General features: G+C 39.5%; 13 protein-coding genes. 10 read left to right on the top strand and 3 right to left on the bottom strand.

Annotation, left to right across the window (positions count from 1 at the left end; translation table 11 throughout):
* The first annotated feature begins 83 nt into the window (after positions 1 to 83).
* From ADJ60_RS02580 to ADJ60_RS02565, 4 genes are read left to right on the top strand one after another with little or no spacing between them, the layout of a single operon-like run.
* On the top strand, positions 84 to 977 hold the full coding sequence (locus ADJ60_RS02580) for an AvrD family protein (protein ID WP_049543232.1): 894 nt from the start codon (positions 84 to 86) through the stop codon (positions 975 to 977).
* Positions 977 to 1,753 (top strand): AAA family ATPase, encoded by a 777-nt coding sequence (locus tag ADJ60_RS02575; protein ID WP_033689554.1) that lies wholly within the window; start codon positions 977 to 979, stop codon positions 1,751 to 1,753. Before ADJ60_RS02580 ends, ADJ60_RS02575 begins: the two co-directional genes overlap by 1 nt.
* 8 nt (positions 1,754 to 1,761) lie before the next feature.
* Positions 1,762 to 2,439: an ABC transporter ATP-binding protein gene (locus ADJ60_RS02570; protein ID WP_033689553.1), complete on the top strand. Its 678-nt coding sequence runs from the start codon at positions 1,762 to 1,764 to the stop codon at positions 2,437 to 2,439.
* Positions 2,436 to 4,703, top strand: coding sequence for an ABC transporter permease (locus tag ADJ60_RS02565; RefSeq protein WP_049543229.1), 2,268 nt, complete (start codon positions 2,436 to 2,438; stop codon positions 4,701 to 4,703). The genes ADJ60_RS02570 and ADJ60_RS02565 overlap by 4 nt, the downstream gene beginning before the upstream one ends.
* Before the next feature lie 343 nt (positions 4,704 to 5,046).
* Here ADJ60_RS02565 and ADJ60_RS02555 read toward each other — a convergent pair whose 3' ends face one another.
* The 3 genes from ADJ60_RS02555 to hslO are packed head-to-tail and all read right to left on the bottom strand — an operon-like array spanning position 5,047 to position 7,439.
* Positions 5,047 to 5,598 carry a cysteine hydrolase family protein gene (locus ADJ60_RS02555; protein WP_049543224.1) on the bottom strand — a complete coding sequence of 184 codons (552 nt, stop codon included), beginning with the start codon at positions 5,596 to 5,598 and terminating at the stop codon, positions 5,047 to 5,049.
* A 1-nt stretch (position 5,599) separates the two neighbouring features.
* Positions 5,600 to 6,580 carry a tRNA dihydrouridine synthase DusB gene (dusB, locus tag ADJ60_RS02550; protein ID WP_020902632.1) on the bottom strand — a complete coding sequence of 327 codons (981 nt, stop codon included), beginning with the start codon at positions 6,578 to 6,580 and terminating at the stop codon, positions 5,600 to 5,602.
* Positions 6,567 to 7,439 carry an Hsp33 family molecular chaperone HslO gene (hslO, locus tag ADJ60_RS02545; RefSeq protein ID WP_000357854.1) on the bottom strand — a complete coding sequence of 291 codons (873 nt, stop codon included), beginning with the start codon at positions 7,437 to 7,439 and terminating at the stop codon, positions 6,567 to 6,569. The genes dusB and hslO overlap by 14 nt, the downstream gene beginning before the upstream one ends.
* 164 nt (positions 7,440 to 7,603) lie before the next feature.
* Here hslO and ADJ60_RS02540 point away from each other — a divergent pair, with 164 nt between their 5' ends.
* The 6 genes from ADJ60_RS02540 to ADJ60_RS02515 all read left to right on the top strand — a co-directional run bounded on the left by ADJ60_RS02540 (position 7,604) and on the right by ADJ60_RS02515 (position 15,189).
* On the top strand, positions 7,604 to 9,031 hold the full coding sequence (locus ADJ60_RS02540) for a helix-turn-helix domain-containing protein (RefSeq protein ID WP_049543222.1): 1,428 nt from the start codon (positions 7,604 to 7,606) through the stop codon (positions 9,029 to 9,031).
* Between the two features lie 159 nt (positions 9,032 to 9,190).
* Positions 9,191 to 10,699 carry a glycerol kinase GlpK gene (gene glpK / locus ADJ60_RS02535; RefSeq protein WP_000076786.1) on the top strand — a complete coding sequence of 503 codons (1,509 nt, stop codon included), beginning with the start codon at positions 9,191 to 9,193 and terminating at the stop codon, positions 10,697 to 10,699.
* A 41-nt stretch (positions 10,700 to 10,740) separates the two neighbouring features.
* Positions 10,741 to 12,567 (top strand): type 1 glycerol-3-phosphate oxidase, encoded by a 1,827-nt coding sequence (gene glpO / locus ADJ60_RS02530; protein ID WP_049543219.1) that lies wholly within the window; start codon positions 10,741 to 10,743, stop codon positions 12,565 to 12,567.
* Between the two features lie 69 nt (positions 12,568 to 12,636).
* Positions 12,637 to 13,341 (top strand): MIP/aquaporin family protein, encoded by a 705-nt coding sequence (locus ADJ60_RS02525; RefSeq protein WP_049543217.1) that lies wholly within the window; start codon positions 12,637 to 12,639, stop codon positions 13,339 to 13,341.
* A 227-nt stretch (positions 13,342 to 13,568) separates the two neighbouring features.
* Complete coding sequence (locus ADJ60_RS02520) at positions 13,569 to 14,747, top strand: ryptide export MFS transporter (protein WP_049543216.1); 1,179 nt, start codon at positions 13,569 to 13,571, stop codon at positions 14,745 to 14,747.
* A 310-nt stretch (positions 14,748 to 15,057) separates the two neighbouring features.
* Positions 15,058 to 15,189, top strand: a complete 132-nt coding sequence (locus tag ADJ60_RS02515; RefSeq protein WP_000813667.1) for a teichoic acid D-Ala incorporation-associated protein DltX — start codon at positions 15,058 to 15,060, stop codon at positions 15,187 to 15,189.
* Positions 15,190 to 15,209 lie beyond the last annotated feature (20 nt).

The raw sequence follows: 15,209 nt of genomic DNA, 5'->3' as shown, positions 1-15,209 counted from the left end.
GCAAGAAGGTTTTCGTAAATTACGGATTCTTTCTTGTCTTTTTTTGTTTAATATAGAGTAAGTTTAACAGATTGGAGAAGGATATGCTAACAGTAGATTATTTACTTGGAGACAATAAAAATCGCTATTTTGGTAGAGGACATAAGAGAACGATTTATGAAGTTAAGTTGAAAAATATTTTAGAAGGGGTTGGGTCTCTTCATCAAGAAGGTTTGTGGTCTAGTAAACAATCTGAAATTATACAGCAGCACCTGAGTACATTAGATGGAATAGTATTAGCACATTTATTTGGAAGTGAAATACTGAAAAGAATGGGAGTGAGCTTAAATCAGTATAGGTTAAGCCATTTTGAGATAAAGTCAGGGATAAAAGCTATAGAAGAATTGGTAAATTTAAAATTAGAATTACAAAATTTCAAAATGACGAACCAAGTAATTGAATTTGATTGCTTGGTAATGGATATGAAAGTTTGTTTAGGATATCAATTATTAGAATGTATGGAAAATGTAGCTGCTATAGGAGAACAAGGTAGAGATTTTTTATCAACTCATTTGAGAGATAGACAACATGATATATACGATGTTGAGTTTTCAGATAGTAGTATATCTTGTAAAGCAGAGCAAGTATTGATCAAAGATATTGAATATAGTGGTGTAGGTAGTCTAGAAAAGAATTATTATAGTTTGTTAGAACTTCTGATTATTTTTTCTCAAATGGCAGAGATGTTGGCCTACCATATAGAAGAGATATCTCGAGAAGAGAGCAATACCATGTGGATGAAGCAAGTGAGTGCAGACTTGAATTCACCAATTTTGAACGGAGTAGTAGAGCTTAGTGGTAGTGTTTCAAAAAATAGATTATTAAAAATTAGAGAAGAGTATTGGAAAGTCTACGAAATGTCCGGATATGATATAGATCATAAGGTAGTCTTTAAAAGTAAAATAGCTCAAAAATTACCTGATGGAGGGGGACAGTGATGGGAAATAGAGAATTAAGGTTAGTCATATCAGGAACTTATTCTACAGGTAAGACAACAACTGCTACAGCTCTTTCGATTGCAACGGGACTTCCCTTAATTGACGCTTTATCTGCGAGGGAAATTTTGACAGATTTATATCCTGGCAGAAGATTTCAGGATATGTCATCAACCGAATTAATGGCACTAGGGCTAAAGCGTTTTGAAGAGAGAATTCGTACGGAAGGAATTTTATACAAGGAACATGGAAGTTTTCTATCAGATGGTTCAGTATTGAATGAATGGATTTACGGGACTGTTCGAATGAGGGTAGGAATTAACCCAGGATCAGCATTCATTCATCGATTGATGAAATCTATTTTAGGTATTCCAGGTCGACGATTTTTCAAAAAATATTTGACTGCCTATGGGGTTGTATCTAAGAATCATGCGAAATTGTGGTATACAGATGTTGTTCATTTACCAGTAGAGTTTGCAATGGATCCAGATGGGCATAGACCAGTATCTGAAGAGTATCGAAATTTATCAGATGAGGAATTATATGAAGCTTATAGGAATTTAGGTATAACACCTTATTGTGTAAAAGGTAGTCAGAAAGAACGGTTAAATCAGATCATTCAACATTATAGGTTGCCAATAGTTGTTCCAGTAGATGAGGCTATTTCCTTAGCTGAAAAGGTTATACGAGAAAACAGGGAAGCGGTATCTAAACGTATCATAGAGCAGTATGAAGAGCCTACATTAAAGGAAAAAATAAAATTTATGACAAGATATTAGGAGTATGTATGATTCAGTTTCAAAATGTTAGTAAGATTTATAAGGTGGGGGAGCAAGAAGTTCGTGCTTTAGATCAAGTTAGTTTTTCCATTGAGAAAGGGAAATTTACAGTTATTTTAGGTCCATCAGGTTCAGGGAAAAGTACGTTACTAAATTTACTTGGTGGGATGGATCGTGCGACATCGGGAACCTTTATATTTGATGAGGAACTAGTAACAAAATTTACAGACAAGGAATTATCTGCTTATCGAAAAGATAAAATTGGTTTTGTTTTTCAATTTTATAACTTAGTTCCAAGTTTAACAGCCAAGGAGAATATAGGTATTGCAGCAAATTTAGTGAAAAACAATAAAGAAATTGATATGTATTTAGATCAAGTTGGTTTACTTCATAGAAAAAATAATTTTCCTAATCAACTTTCTGGAGGTGAAATGCAACGTGTATCAATTGCAAGGGCATTGGCTAAAGAGCCTAGTCTATTATTGTGTGATGAACCTACAGGAGCGTTAGATTCAAAGACAGGCGATAGTATTTTAACTTTATTGAAGGAAGTTTCTAGAAATGGGAATGCTGCAGTTGTAATGGTTACACACAATAGAGAGTTTGCTAAATTTGCAGATCGAGTTATATATTTGAAAGATGGAAGTATTGAAAAAATAGAGAATAATGAAGAGGTGTTGGGATGAGGTATCTTCATATAAAATTATTAAGAGATCTCCGGCAAAATTGGCAACAATTTTTCTCTGTTTTTCTGATGTCTCTATTAAGTGTATTAATCTTTGTAGGTCTACAAGGAGCTTGGCATGGACTTGAAAAGAGTCTAGAGAGTTATTTGAAACAATCTGAACTTCCTGTTGTTTGGGTTCAAGCGAGACAGATTGATGAATCAAAAATCAAGCAGGTTGAACAATTATCTTCTGTTGAAAAAGTTGTCAGTAAAAAGAAAGGCTTTGCTAATATTGTTCGTTTAGACAAGACTGACGGACGAATCAATCTTGAAACGATTACAGATAATCAACTGGTTACAGTAACAGAAGGAAGTCCTTTTTCTGAGGGAAAACAAGATTCGATTTGGATTGATGGGAATTATGCGAAGAAGAATCATTTACAGATTGGAGATTCAATTTCTATTTCATCAAGGGGGAAACAGATAGATTTAGAAATTGTAGGATTTGTTCAGGCAACAGATAAGATTTATTTTACAGGTAGTATGGAATATATAGCTCCAAATCCTGACAATGATGCCTATGGTTATATTGCAGATAATGAAATTGCAAAAGGAATTCTGGGTTTATCGTCAGATAATGCCTTAGAAATTTATGGCTCTAAGATAGATTTGCGAGGAGATTTAGAGTCTATTTTTGGGGGCGATTTAGTTTCTTATCAAGATCAAAAAAGTTTAACTGAAATATCAGAAGCTACCGATCGAGTTGGGCAAATTAGAAACTTATCTTACTTATTTTCTTTTATCTTTATTTTGTTAGCTATTTTGGCTATGTTTACAACTATTCAGCGTTTGATTGATGGCCAAACAAAAGAGATTGCTGTATTAAAGGCTTTAGGTTTTTCAAATCAGGCTATCAGTTTACATTATATTTTATTTGGCTTAGTAGTGAGTTTATTAGGAAGTTTCACAGGATTTACTATATCTCCCTTGATGTCATGGTTTGTACTAGAAACTCAAAAGTCAATGTTTACACTTCCAAATTGGCAAATCTCTTATTCATCTTCATCAATAGTCGTTGGTATTGTAGTCATTATTATTTGTATTTTAGCTGCCTATTTAGCTTCTAGAGAGTCAGCTAGAGGCTTACCAGCAATATTTTTAAGAGGTAAAGAAAAAGTTGCTAAATCTGTCTTTGTGGAAAGATTTTCCTCTATCTGGCAACGAATTTCTTATCCTTCAAGATGGGCAATTCGGGATGCCTCGTTTAATCGTATTCGAGTTTTGATGGGAATCGTGGGAGTTGCAGGAAGTATGATGTTACTGATTGCTGGAATTGGTATGCCTGTGTCCATGAATCATCTTGTTGATAAGGCATATAATGAAGATTTTTCTTATTCAAAACGACTGACCGTAGCGGATTATACCACTTCTAAGTCCAGATATGGTGGGCAAGGTGTACAAATTTCACAAGCACATTTTAATCCAGATGATGGTTACAATCGTTTATTGATTATATTTGATGATGGAGATATGATTCAAGCAAAAACAGAGAGTGCTGATTCTTTGAAAGATGATGGTTTATATGTAACTAGATCATTTGCCCATTTAGCAGGTATTAAAGTCGGAGATTTTTTAAATGTGACTCCCTATCAAGATGGTCATACTTACAAGTTTGAAGTAAAAGGGATTGTCACAAGTGAAACCAATCAAGGGGCTTATCTTCATGCTAGAGTCTTTGAAAAAGCAGGGGGAGATTTTACTCCACATACTTTATTAGTTGGGCCGGAGGTGGACGAAGATACTATTAAGCAAGACAAAGGTGTTCTATCTGTCATTGAAAAAGGGAGCCAAGAAAAAAATGCCTATGATTTTGTATCTAGTTTGATGAGTGTATTTCTAATGATTATTGGCTTTGCCTTATTGCTTGTTATTATTGTTCTCTATAATCTGGGCTCTTTAAACTTTGTAGAGAGAATGAGAGACTATGCTACATTACAAGTATTAGGATTTTCTAATCAATATCTACAGATGGTAACTCTTTTTGAGACTATACTAACTACCTTTATTGGTTGGCTAGTAGGAATTCCTTTAGGCATATGGTTTTTGAAAGAATATGTAGCAACATTTTCGACGATTCGAATTGAGTATACCGCTTATGTCAGTATGTATGTCCTTGCTTCTGCTACGTTATTGGTTTGGTTTACATCTTTAGGGACTGCTTATTTTATTAGTCTTCGTATGAGAAAGATTGACATGATTAGTGCTCTAAAGGGGGTAGACTAGTATGGTCAGTTCTGAGTGAATCTATAGACATTTATGAATAATTGTTAATCATCAGTTCTAATACTCAATGAAAATCAAAGAGCAAACTAGGAAGCTAGCCGCAGGCTGCTCAAAGCACTGCTTTGAGGTTGTAGATAGAACTGACGAAGTCAGCTCAAAACACTGTTTTGAGGTTGTGGATAGAACTGACGAAGTCAGTAACCATACCTACGGTAAGGCGATGCTGACGTGGTTTGAATTTGATTTTCGAAGAGTATAAGGTCCAAATTTACCTATTTGTGTTTCGGTTCACTGCATTACTGCATTCAAAATCCGTCAGCTCAATAAGAGTTGACGGATTCTTTTATACTTGTACTTGGGTTAAAAATTCTTCTGTAGTAAGAATTTGAGCAAACTCATCTTGTAGAGAAAGGAGATTAATCTCATGGATAGTCTCAGGAGAGATGGCCTGACCGTTTTTGTTAGATAGGGTAAAACTGGCAGTGGCATCTGCTAGTAAAGTGACTTCAAAACCAAGATTTGCTGCCATTCGTGTCGTAGTAGATACACAATGAGGCAGGGTCAAACCAACAACGACTATATGACAAATCTGTTTTTTTCGTAAATATGTTTCAAGATTTGTTCCAATAAAGGCGCTATTAACCGTTTTTTGAAAGACAGGTTCTGAGGTGATCGGTTCAAATCCACTTTTAAACACCTGATTTTGTTTGTTATGAAATTGCGACTGGGGATTGTCAGATATGTGTTGAACGTGTAAGACTGGAAGATCGTGTTTACGAAAGTATGCCAGTACCCTCAGTGCTTGATGTTCAGCTTGAGGGTTGTTCCGTTCTCCCCAGATAGGGTTATCAAATGCTTTTTGCATATCGATAATCAGTAGAGCCGTATGAACCATTTTAAGCCTTATCCAATTGCAAGAGGGCTTCAATCTCTGCTAGGGTACTAGCTTGTGAAATGGCTCCACGGAGTTTGGCTGCGCCAGATGTTCCACGGAGGTAGTGAGGAGCGAGGCCACGGAATTCACGAACTGCTACGTTTTCTCCTTTGAGGTTAATCAAGCGTTTCAAATGTTCGTAGGCGATTTTCATCTTGTCTTCAAAGGTCAAATCAGGGAGGATTTCTCCTGTTTCAAAGTAATGGTTGATTTGGTTGAAGAGGTAAGGATTTCCCATAGCAGCGCGGCCAATCATGACTGCATCAGCACCGACTTCTTCGATGCGTTGTTTGGCTTCTTGGACTGTACGGATGTCACCGTTGGCGATAAATGGAATCTTGGTCAGAGCTTGAGCTACGTTGTGCAAGGTCTCAAGGTCTGCATGACCTGTATACATTTGTTCACGGGTACGGCCATGCATGGCGAGGGCAGAAACACCTGCAGCTTCAGCAGCGAGGGCATTTTCTACTGCGAGAGATGGGTCAGCCCAGCCGGTACGCATCTTGACAGTAAGTGGAATATCAAGGACAGACTGGACCTTGTTGATGATAGAGTAGATCTTGTCTGGATCCTTGAGCCACATAGCGCCAGCTTCGTTCTTCACGATTTTATTAACTGGGCAGCCCATGTTGATATCCACGATATCGGTTTTGGTGTTTTCTTGGATGAATTCTGCTGCGCGTGCTAGGCTGTCTTCATCACTACCAAAGAGTTGGATAGAGACAGGGTTTTCGCCTTCGTCAATATGAAGCATGTGCAGGGTTTTTTCGTTGTTGTATTGGATTCCCTTGTCAGAGACCATTTCCATTACAACGAGTCCAGCTCCGAGCTCTTTTGCAATAGTACGAAAGGCTGAGTTGGTCACGCCAGCCATGGGTGCTAAAACGGTACGATTGGGAATCTCAACATTGCCAATCATAAAAGGTGTATTAAGATTTGTCACGAATGAGTTCCTCCAGGTCGTTTTCATCAAAGTTATAGGTAGTTTGGCAGAATTGACAAGTGATTTCTGCTCCGTGGTCTTCCTCTTTCATTTCCTGTAAGTCTGAGCTTGGAAGGCTAGCAAGAGCGTTCATAAAGCGTTCATGGCTACAGTCACATTGGAAACGGATTTCTTCTTCAGAAAGACGCTTGTAGGCCTCGTCACCGTAGATTGCCTTGAGGAGGGCTTCGATATGGTCTTCGCTTTCTAGAAGGGTTGAGATAGCTGGCATTTCTTGGATGCGTTTCTCAAAACGAGCAATCTCTTCTTCCTTGGCTCCTGGCAAGACTTGGACTAGGAAACCACCTGCAACCTTGACCTTGTCTTCTTCGTCCAAAAGGACATTGAGACCGACTGCTGAAGGGGTTTGTTGGCTTTCAGTCAGGTAAAAGGCAAGGTCTTCACCGATTTCCCCAGAAATGAGGGGAGTCATAGAGTTGTAAGGATTTCCAGTACCGTAGTCTGTGATAACGAGAAATTGACCATTTCCAACAAAAGGTCCGACTAGAACTTCTCCAGTTGCAGTCTTTTTGATATCGACACCGGGATTTTGAACGTAACCTTTGACATTCCCCTTGGTATCAGCGACGGTGATGATAGCACCTAGAGAGCTAGAGCCCAGTACCTTAACGGTTAGTTTGGTATTTCCTTTTTCATTGGCTGCGAGAATCTGGCTAGCAATAAGAGTTCGACCAAGCGCTACAGTTGAGCTAGCTTGAGTTTGGTGTTTTTCTTGAGCAGTGCGGACTGTTTCTGTGCTGTCAAGGACAAAAGCACGAAAGGCTCCGCTTTCTGATATAGTTTTAATAATTTTATCCATAGCTACTATTTTAGCATAAAAATGCCCAAAGGGGGAGCCGTGTGTTTGCTGATTTTTAGGGTAATGGACCAGGAAATCAGCATGAAAATAAAAAGAGAAACAGATTATTTCAGCATTTCTAAGATTTATGCTATGCTTAAGGTAGAAAATGAAAGGGGTAACAAATGTATTTAGGAGATTTGATGGAAAAGGCTGAATCTGGTCAATTTTCAATCCTTTCCTTTCTATTACAAGAGTCTCAGACGACTGTCAAGGCTGTAATGGAGGAAACAGGATTTTCAAAAGCAACTCTAACCAAATATGTCACCCTGCTTAATGAAAAGGCTTTGGATAGTGGCTTAGAGCTGACTATTCACTTAGAAGATGAAAATCTGCGCCTGTCAATCGGTGCAACTACCAAGGGGAGAGATATTAGGAGCCTGTTTTTGGAGAATGCTGTTAAATACCAAATTTTAGTCTATCTTCTCTACCACCAACAGTTTTTAGCCCATCAATTGGCTCAAGAATTGATGATTAGTGAGGCTACGCTTGGTCGCCACTTAGCTAGTCTAAATCAGATTTTGTCAGAATTTGACTTATCCATCCAAAATGGACGTTGGCGAGGTCCAGAGCATCAGATTCGCTATTTCTATTTCTGTCTTTTTCGCAAGGTCTGGTCAAGTCAGGAGTGGGAAGGTCACATGCAGAAACCAGAGAGAAAACAGGAGATTGCTACACTAGAAGAAATCTGCGGTGCATGTTTGTCTGCGGGGCAGAAATTGGACTTGGTTCTCTGGGCTCATATCAGTCAACAGCGTCTACGGGTCAATGCCTGTCAGTTTCAAGTCATAGAAGAGAAAATGCGAGGGTATTTTGACAATATTTTCTACCTTCGTTTGCTGAGAAAGGCTCCGTCCTTTTTTGCTGGGCAACACCTTCCTCTCGGAACTGAGGATGGAGAGATGATGATTTTCTTCTCATTTCTCCTATCTCATCGTATTCTTCCTCTTCATACTATGGAGTATATCCTTGGTTTTGGAGGGCAGTTGGCAGATTTGCTGACGCAATTGATTCAAGAAATGAAGAAGGAGGAACTATTGGGGGACTATACAGAGGACCATGTCACTTATGAACTCAGTCAGCTTTGTGCTCAAGTCTATCTCTATAAGGGCTATATTTTACAGGACCGCTACAAGTACCAGTTGGAGAATCGTCATCCCTATTTGCTGATGGAACATGATTTTAGGGGAACGGCAGAGGAGATTTTTCGTGCCTTGCCTGCCTTTCAGCAGGGGACGGATTTGGATAAGAAAATTCTCTGGGAATGGCTTCAGTTGATGGAATATATGGCTGAAAATGGTGGTCAGCATATGCGGATTGGTCTGGATTTGACATCTGGTTTTCTTGTCTTTTCAAGGATGGCAGCCATTTTAAAACGGTATTTGGAATATAATCGTTTTATTACCATTGAAGCCTATGACCGAACTCGACATTATGATTTGCTGGTTACCAATAACCCCATTCATAAGAAGGAACAAACCCCAGTCTATTATTTAAAAAATGACTTGGATATGGAAGATTTGGCGGCTATTCGTCAGTTATTATTCACTTAAAAGGCTTGGTCGTTCCAGGTCTTTTTTGTGAAATTCACACAATCTCCTCACATTTTTTTAAAAATTAAAAAAAGTTGATGAACAAGAAAGCGTTTTATTTTGTATACTAGTAAGTGTAAAGAGGAAACATCCTCAAGATCTTTATCAGGAGGACAGCACATGTCACAAGAAAAATACATCATGGCCATTGACCAGGGGACTACAAGCTCTCGTGCCATCATTTTCAACAAAAAAGGAGAAAAAGTTAGCTCGAGTCAAAAAGAGTTTACTCAGATTTTCCCTCAGGCAGGTTGGGTTGAGCACAATGCCAATGAAATTTGGAATTCCGTCCAGTCTGTTATTGCTGGAGCTTTCATCGAAAGTGGTGTCAAGCCAAATCAAATCGAAGCAATCGGAATTACCAACCAACGTGAAACAACTGTCGTCTGGGATAAGAAAACAGGACTTCCTATCTACAACGCTATCGTTTGGCAGTCTCGCCAAACAGCCCCTTTGGCTGAGCAACTAAAAAGTCAAGGTTATGTGGAAAAATTCCATGAAAAGACTGGTTTGATCATCGATGCTTACTTCTCAGCGACTAAGGTTCGTTGGATTTTGGATCATGTAGAAGGCGCTCAAGAGCGAGCAGAAAAAGGGGAATTGCTCTTTGGTACCATTGATACTTGGTTGGTTTGGAAATTGACTGACGGTGCGGCTCACGTGACGGACTACTCAAATGCAGCCCGTACCATGCTTTATAACATTAAAGAACTCAAATGGGATGATGAGATTTTGGAAATCCTCAACATTCCTAAGGCTATGCTTCCGGAAGTTCGTTCTAACTCTGAAATCTACGGTAAAACAGCCCCATTCCATTTCTATGGTGGAGAAGTTCCAATCTCAGGTATGGCTGGGGACCAACAAGCGGCCCTCTTTGGACAGTTGGCCTTTGAACCTGGTATGGTTAAAAATACTTATGGAACAGGTTCTTTCATCATCATGAATACTGGGGAAGAGATGCAGTTGTCTGAAAATAACCTCTTGACAACGATTGGTTACGGAATCAACGGCAAGGTTTACTATGCCTTGGAAGGTTCCATCTTCATCGCAGGAAGTGCCATTCAGTGGCTTCGTGACGGTCTTCGCATGGTTGAAAATTCACCAGAATCTGAAAAATACGCTCGTGATTCTCACAACAATGATGAAGTTTATGTCGTTCCAGCCTTTACAGGTCTAGGTGCTCCATACTGGAACCAAAACGCTCGCGGTTCTGTCTTTGGCTTAACTCGTGGAACAACTAAAGAAGACTTTATCAAGGCGACTTTGCAATCTATCGCTTATCAGGTGCGTGATATCATCGACACCATGCAAGTGGATGCGCAGACAGCTATCCAAGTCTTGAAAGTAGACGGTGGTGCAGCCATGAACAATTTCCTCATGCAGTTCCAAGCTGACATTTTGGGAATCGATATCGCACGCGCCAAAAACTTGGAAACAACAGCTTTGGGGGCAGCCTTCTTAGCAGGTTTGTCAGTAGGTTACTGGAAAGACTTGGATGAGTTGAAACTCTTGAACGAGACAGGAGAACTCTTTGAACCATCTATGAACGAATCTCGCAAGGAACAACTCTACAAGGGCTGGAAGAAGGCTGTAAAAGCAACCCAAGTCTTTGCGGAAGTAGACGACTAATACTGGAAGAATAAAGCGACTCGGTTAGAAAGTGTGTAAATATGGAATTTTCAAAGAAAACACGTGAATTATCAATTAAAAAAATGCAAGAACGTACCTTGGACCTCTTGATTATCGGTGGAGGAATCACAGGAGCTGGTGTAGCCTTGCAGGCGGCAGCTAGTGGTCTAGATACTGGTTTGATTGAAATGCAGGACTTCGCAGAAGGAACATCCAGCCGTTCAACAAAATTGGTTCACGGCGGTCTTCGTTACCTCAAACAATTCGACGTAGAAGTGGTATCAGATACAGTTTCAGAACGTGCTGTAGTTCAACAAATCGCACCACATATTCCAAAACCAGACCCAATGCTCTTGCCAGTTTACGATGAAGATGGAGCGACCTTTAGCCTCTTCCGTCTGAAAGTAGCTATGGACTTGTACGACCTCTTGGCAGGAGTTAACAACACACCAGCTGCTAACAAGGTTTTGAGCAAGGAAGAAGTCTTGGAACGCCAGCCAAACTTGAAGAAAGAAGGTTTGGTAGGAGGTGGGGTTTACCTTGACTTCCGTAACAACGATGCACGTCTCGTGATTGAAAACATCAAACGTGCCAACCAAGACGGTGCCCTCATTGCCAACCACGTGAAGGCAGAAGGCTTCCTATTTGACGAAAGTGGCAAGATTACAGGTGTTGTAGCTCGTGATCTCTTGACAGACCAAGTCTTTGAAATCAAGGCCCGTCTGGTTATCAATACAACAGGTCCTTGGAGCGACAAGGTGCGCAATTTGTCTAATAAAGGAACGCAATTCTCACAAATGCGTCCAACTAAGGGAGTTCACTTGGTAGTGGACTCAAGCAAGATCAAGGTTTCGCAGCCAGTTTACTTTGACACTGGTTTGGGAGATGGTCGTATGGTCTTTGTTCTCCCGCGTGAAAACAAGACTTACTTTGGTACAACGGATACAGACTACACAGGTGATTTGGAACATCCAAAAGTGACGCAGGAAGATGTAGATTACCTACTTGGCATTGTCAATAACCGCTTCCCAGAAGCCAACATTACTATTGATGATATCGAAAGCAGCTGGGCAGGTCTTCGTCCATTGATCGCAGGCAATAGCGCTTCTGACTACAATGGAGGAAATAACGGAACCATCAGTGATGAAAGCTTTAACAACTTGATTACGACTGTTGAATCTTATCTCTCTAAAGAAAAAACTCGTGAAGATGTAGAGGCTGCTGTTAGCAAGCTTGAAAGCAGTACCTCTGAGAAACATTTGGACCCATCTGCAGTTTCTCGTGGTTCTAGCTTGGACCGAGATGATAATGGTCTCTTGACCCTTGCTGGTGGTAAAATCACAGACTACCGTAAGATGGCTGAAGGAGCTATGGAGCGCGTGGTTGACATCCTCAAAGCAGAATTTGACCGTAGCTTTAAACTCATCAATTCTAAGACTTACCCTGTTTCAGGTGGGGAATTGAACCCAGCAAATGTGGACTCAGAAATCGAAGCCTTTGCGCAACTTGGAGTGTCACGTGGTTTGGATAGCAAGGAAGCTCATTACCTAGCAAATCTTTATGGTTCAAATGCACCGAAAGTCTTTGCTCTTGCTCATAGTTTAGAACAAGCACCAGGACTCAGCTTGGCAGATACCTTGTCCCTTCACTATGCAATGCGCAATGAGTTGGCTCTGAGCCCAGTTGACTTCCTCCTTCGTCGTACCAACCACATGCTCTTTATGCGTGATAGTTTGGATAGCATCGTTGAGCCAGTTTTGGATGAAATGGGACGATTCTATGACTGGACTGAAGAAGAAAAAGCCGCTTACCGTGCGGATGTCGAAGCAGCTCTTGCTAACAACGATTTAGCAGAATTAAAAAATTAAGAAAAAATAAAAGAGGCGGCGGGCAACAATCCTTGTCGCCCGCCCCTTCTTTTTAATGGAGATAGAAAGATGATGAATGAATTATTTGGAGAATTTTTGGGAACCTTAATCCTGATTCTTTTGGGAAATGGGGTTGTAGCAGGAGTGGTTCTTCCGAAAACGAAGAGCCATAACTCAGGTTGGATCGTCATTACTCTTGGTTGGGGGATTGCAGTTGCAGTGGCAGCCTTTATCTCTGGCAAGTTAAGTCCGGCACATTTGAATCCAGCGGTGACGATTGGGGTTGCTCTTAATGGTGGACTAGCTTGGGCATCTGTGATTCCTTATATCATCGCTCAATTCGCTGGAGCCATGGTGGGGCAAGTCCTTGTCTGGTTACAGTTCAAACCGCATTACCTAGCAGAAGAAAATCCTGGAAATATCCTTGCAACCTTCAGTACAGGTCCAGCTATCAAAGACACTACTTCCAATCTAATCAGTGAAATCCTTGGAACCTTTGTTTTGCTATTGACCATCTTTGCACTTGGTCTTTATGACCTTCAAGCAGGACTTGGTACTTTTGCCGTTGGTACCTTGATTGCAGGGATTGGTTTGTCTCTCGGTGGAACTACAGGCTCCGCTCTCAACCCAGCTCGTGACCTAGGACCTCGTATCATGCACAGCCTCCTTCCTATTCCTAACAAAGGAGATGGTGACTGGGGTTACGCTTGGATTCCTGTTGTAGGACCTGTTATTGGTGCAGCCTTGGCCGTTCTCGTATTCTCACTTTTCTAATTTAGAAAATAGAGCTTGAGATGAGTATCTCAGGCTTTTTTCATTGAGTATAACTTCTTAGAGCTAGCCTCCAACGATAATAATTCCTTCAAAAAATAGGAAGAATAAAGGCACTAGCTTTTGCTTTCTCATGTAAAAAACCTCACTTTTGTTTTCTGCTATTTTATGCTAAAATATTAAAAATCAAATTTTAATTCCAAAGTTGGCAACTAAGATAGGAGAGCTATATGTCTAATTCATTTATCAAATTGTTAGTCTCTCAATTGTTTGCAAATTTAGCAGATATTTTCTTTAGAGTAACAATCATTGCTAACATATACATTATTTCAAAATCAGTAATTGCCACATCACTAGTTCCCATTTTAATAGGGATATCCTCTTTTGTTGCAAGTCTTTTAGTTCCTTTAGTTACTAAAAGGATAGCGCTAAATAGGGTTTTATCTTTATCCCAATTTGGAAAGACTATATTATTGGCGATACTGGTAGGAATGTTTACCGTAATGCAATCAGTAGCGACTTTGGTGATCTATCTATTTGTTGTTGCAATTTCCATATTAGATGGTTTTGCAGCACCCGTTTCCTATGCTATTGTGCCGCGCTATGCGACCGATTTGGGCAAGGCTAACTCAGCCTTGTCAATGACTGGTGAAGCTGTTCAATTGGTAGGGTGGGGGTTGGGTGGACTCTTGTTTGCAACAATTGGTCTGTTGCCTACCACGTTTATCATTTTAATCTTGTATATCATTTCTAGCTTTCTGATGTTATTTCTGCCTAACGCTGAAGTGGAGGTACTAGAGTCAGAGACCAATCTTGAAATTTTGCTCAAAGGTTGGAAGTTAGTTGCTAGAGATCCTAGATTAAGACTTTTTGTATCAGCAAATTTATTTGAAATTTTCTCAAATACGATTTGGGTTTCGTCTATCATACTTGTCTTTGTAACTGAGTTATTAAATGAAACGGAAAGTTACTGGGGATATTCTAATACAGCATACTCTATTGGTATTATAATTAGTGGCTTAATTGCTTTTCGGCTATCTGAAAAGTTTCTTGCTTCTAAATGGGAAAGTATTCTTTTTTCTCTTATAGCCATGGCAATAGTGACGCTGACTATTCTATTTTTGCCAAATGCACAGATGTTTTTAGTATTTTCAGCTTTAGTTGGTATGTTATCGCAGCTAAAAGAAGTTCCTGAAAGTGTATTTCTTCAGGAAACAGTAGAGGAAAATAACTTGGTTAATGTCTATTCCGTTCTGGAAGTGATTTCGACACTAGCATTTTCAGTATTTGTTTTGCTAATGAGCTATATTACTGAGAGTTTTGGTATTAGTATCAGTTTTTGGATATCGGCCATTTGTCTGGTGATAGAAGCTATTTTAATTTATATCAGACGAGATTATTTTAAATGAGAGACTAGTTAAAAAGTCTTTAAAAATCAGAAAATCGCATAGTATCAGGTGTTGAAAAAACTTGATATCGTGCGTTTTATTATGGGAAGATTTCCTTCATTTTCTCATGAAATGGAGTTTTGAAACAGTATCACTCTACTTGAAATATACATAGAAAAAGCGCATAACCCTTAAAATAAGCTGAAATCTAGTGAAAATGTACGGTAAACAATTGAAAAACTAGCCTATAAAGTGGTACAATGGTAGAAAAATACTATAGTAAGAGTCTATCTTATTTAGCAAAAATTACAGAAATGAATGGTTTTTCTTGATGAAACAGAGAAAAGAATTGTACCTCTTTCTTGGTCGGACAGCCTTGTATTTTCTTATCTTTCTGGGGCTGCTTTACTTCTTTAGCTATCTTGGTCAGGGTCAAGGAAGCTTTATCTATAATGAATTTTAACTTGAAGGAGAATCCCTATT

Source organism: Streptococcus pseudopneumoniae (assembly GCF_001076775.1).
Taxonomy (GTDB): domain Bacteria; phylum Bacillota; class Bacilli; order Lactobacillales; family Streptococcaceae; genus Streptococcus; species Streptococcus pseudopneumoniae_G.
This window is presented reverse-complemented; position numbering and strand designations above follow the sequence as displayed.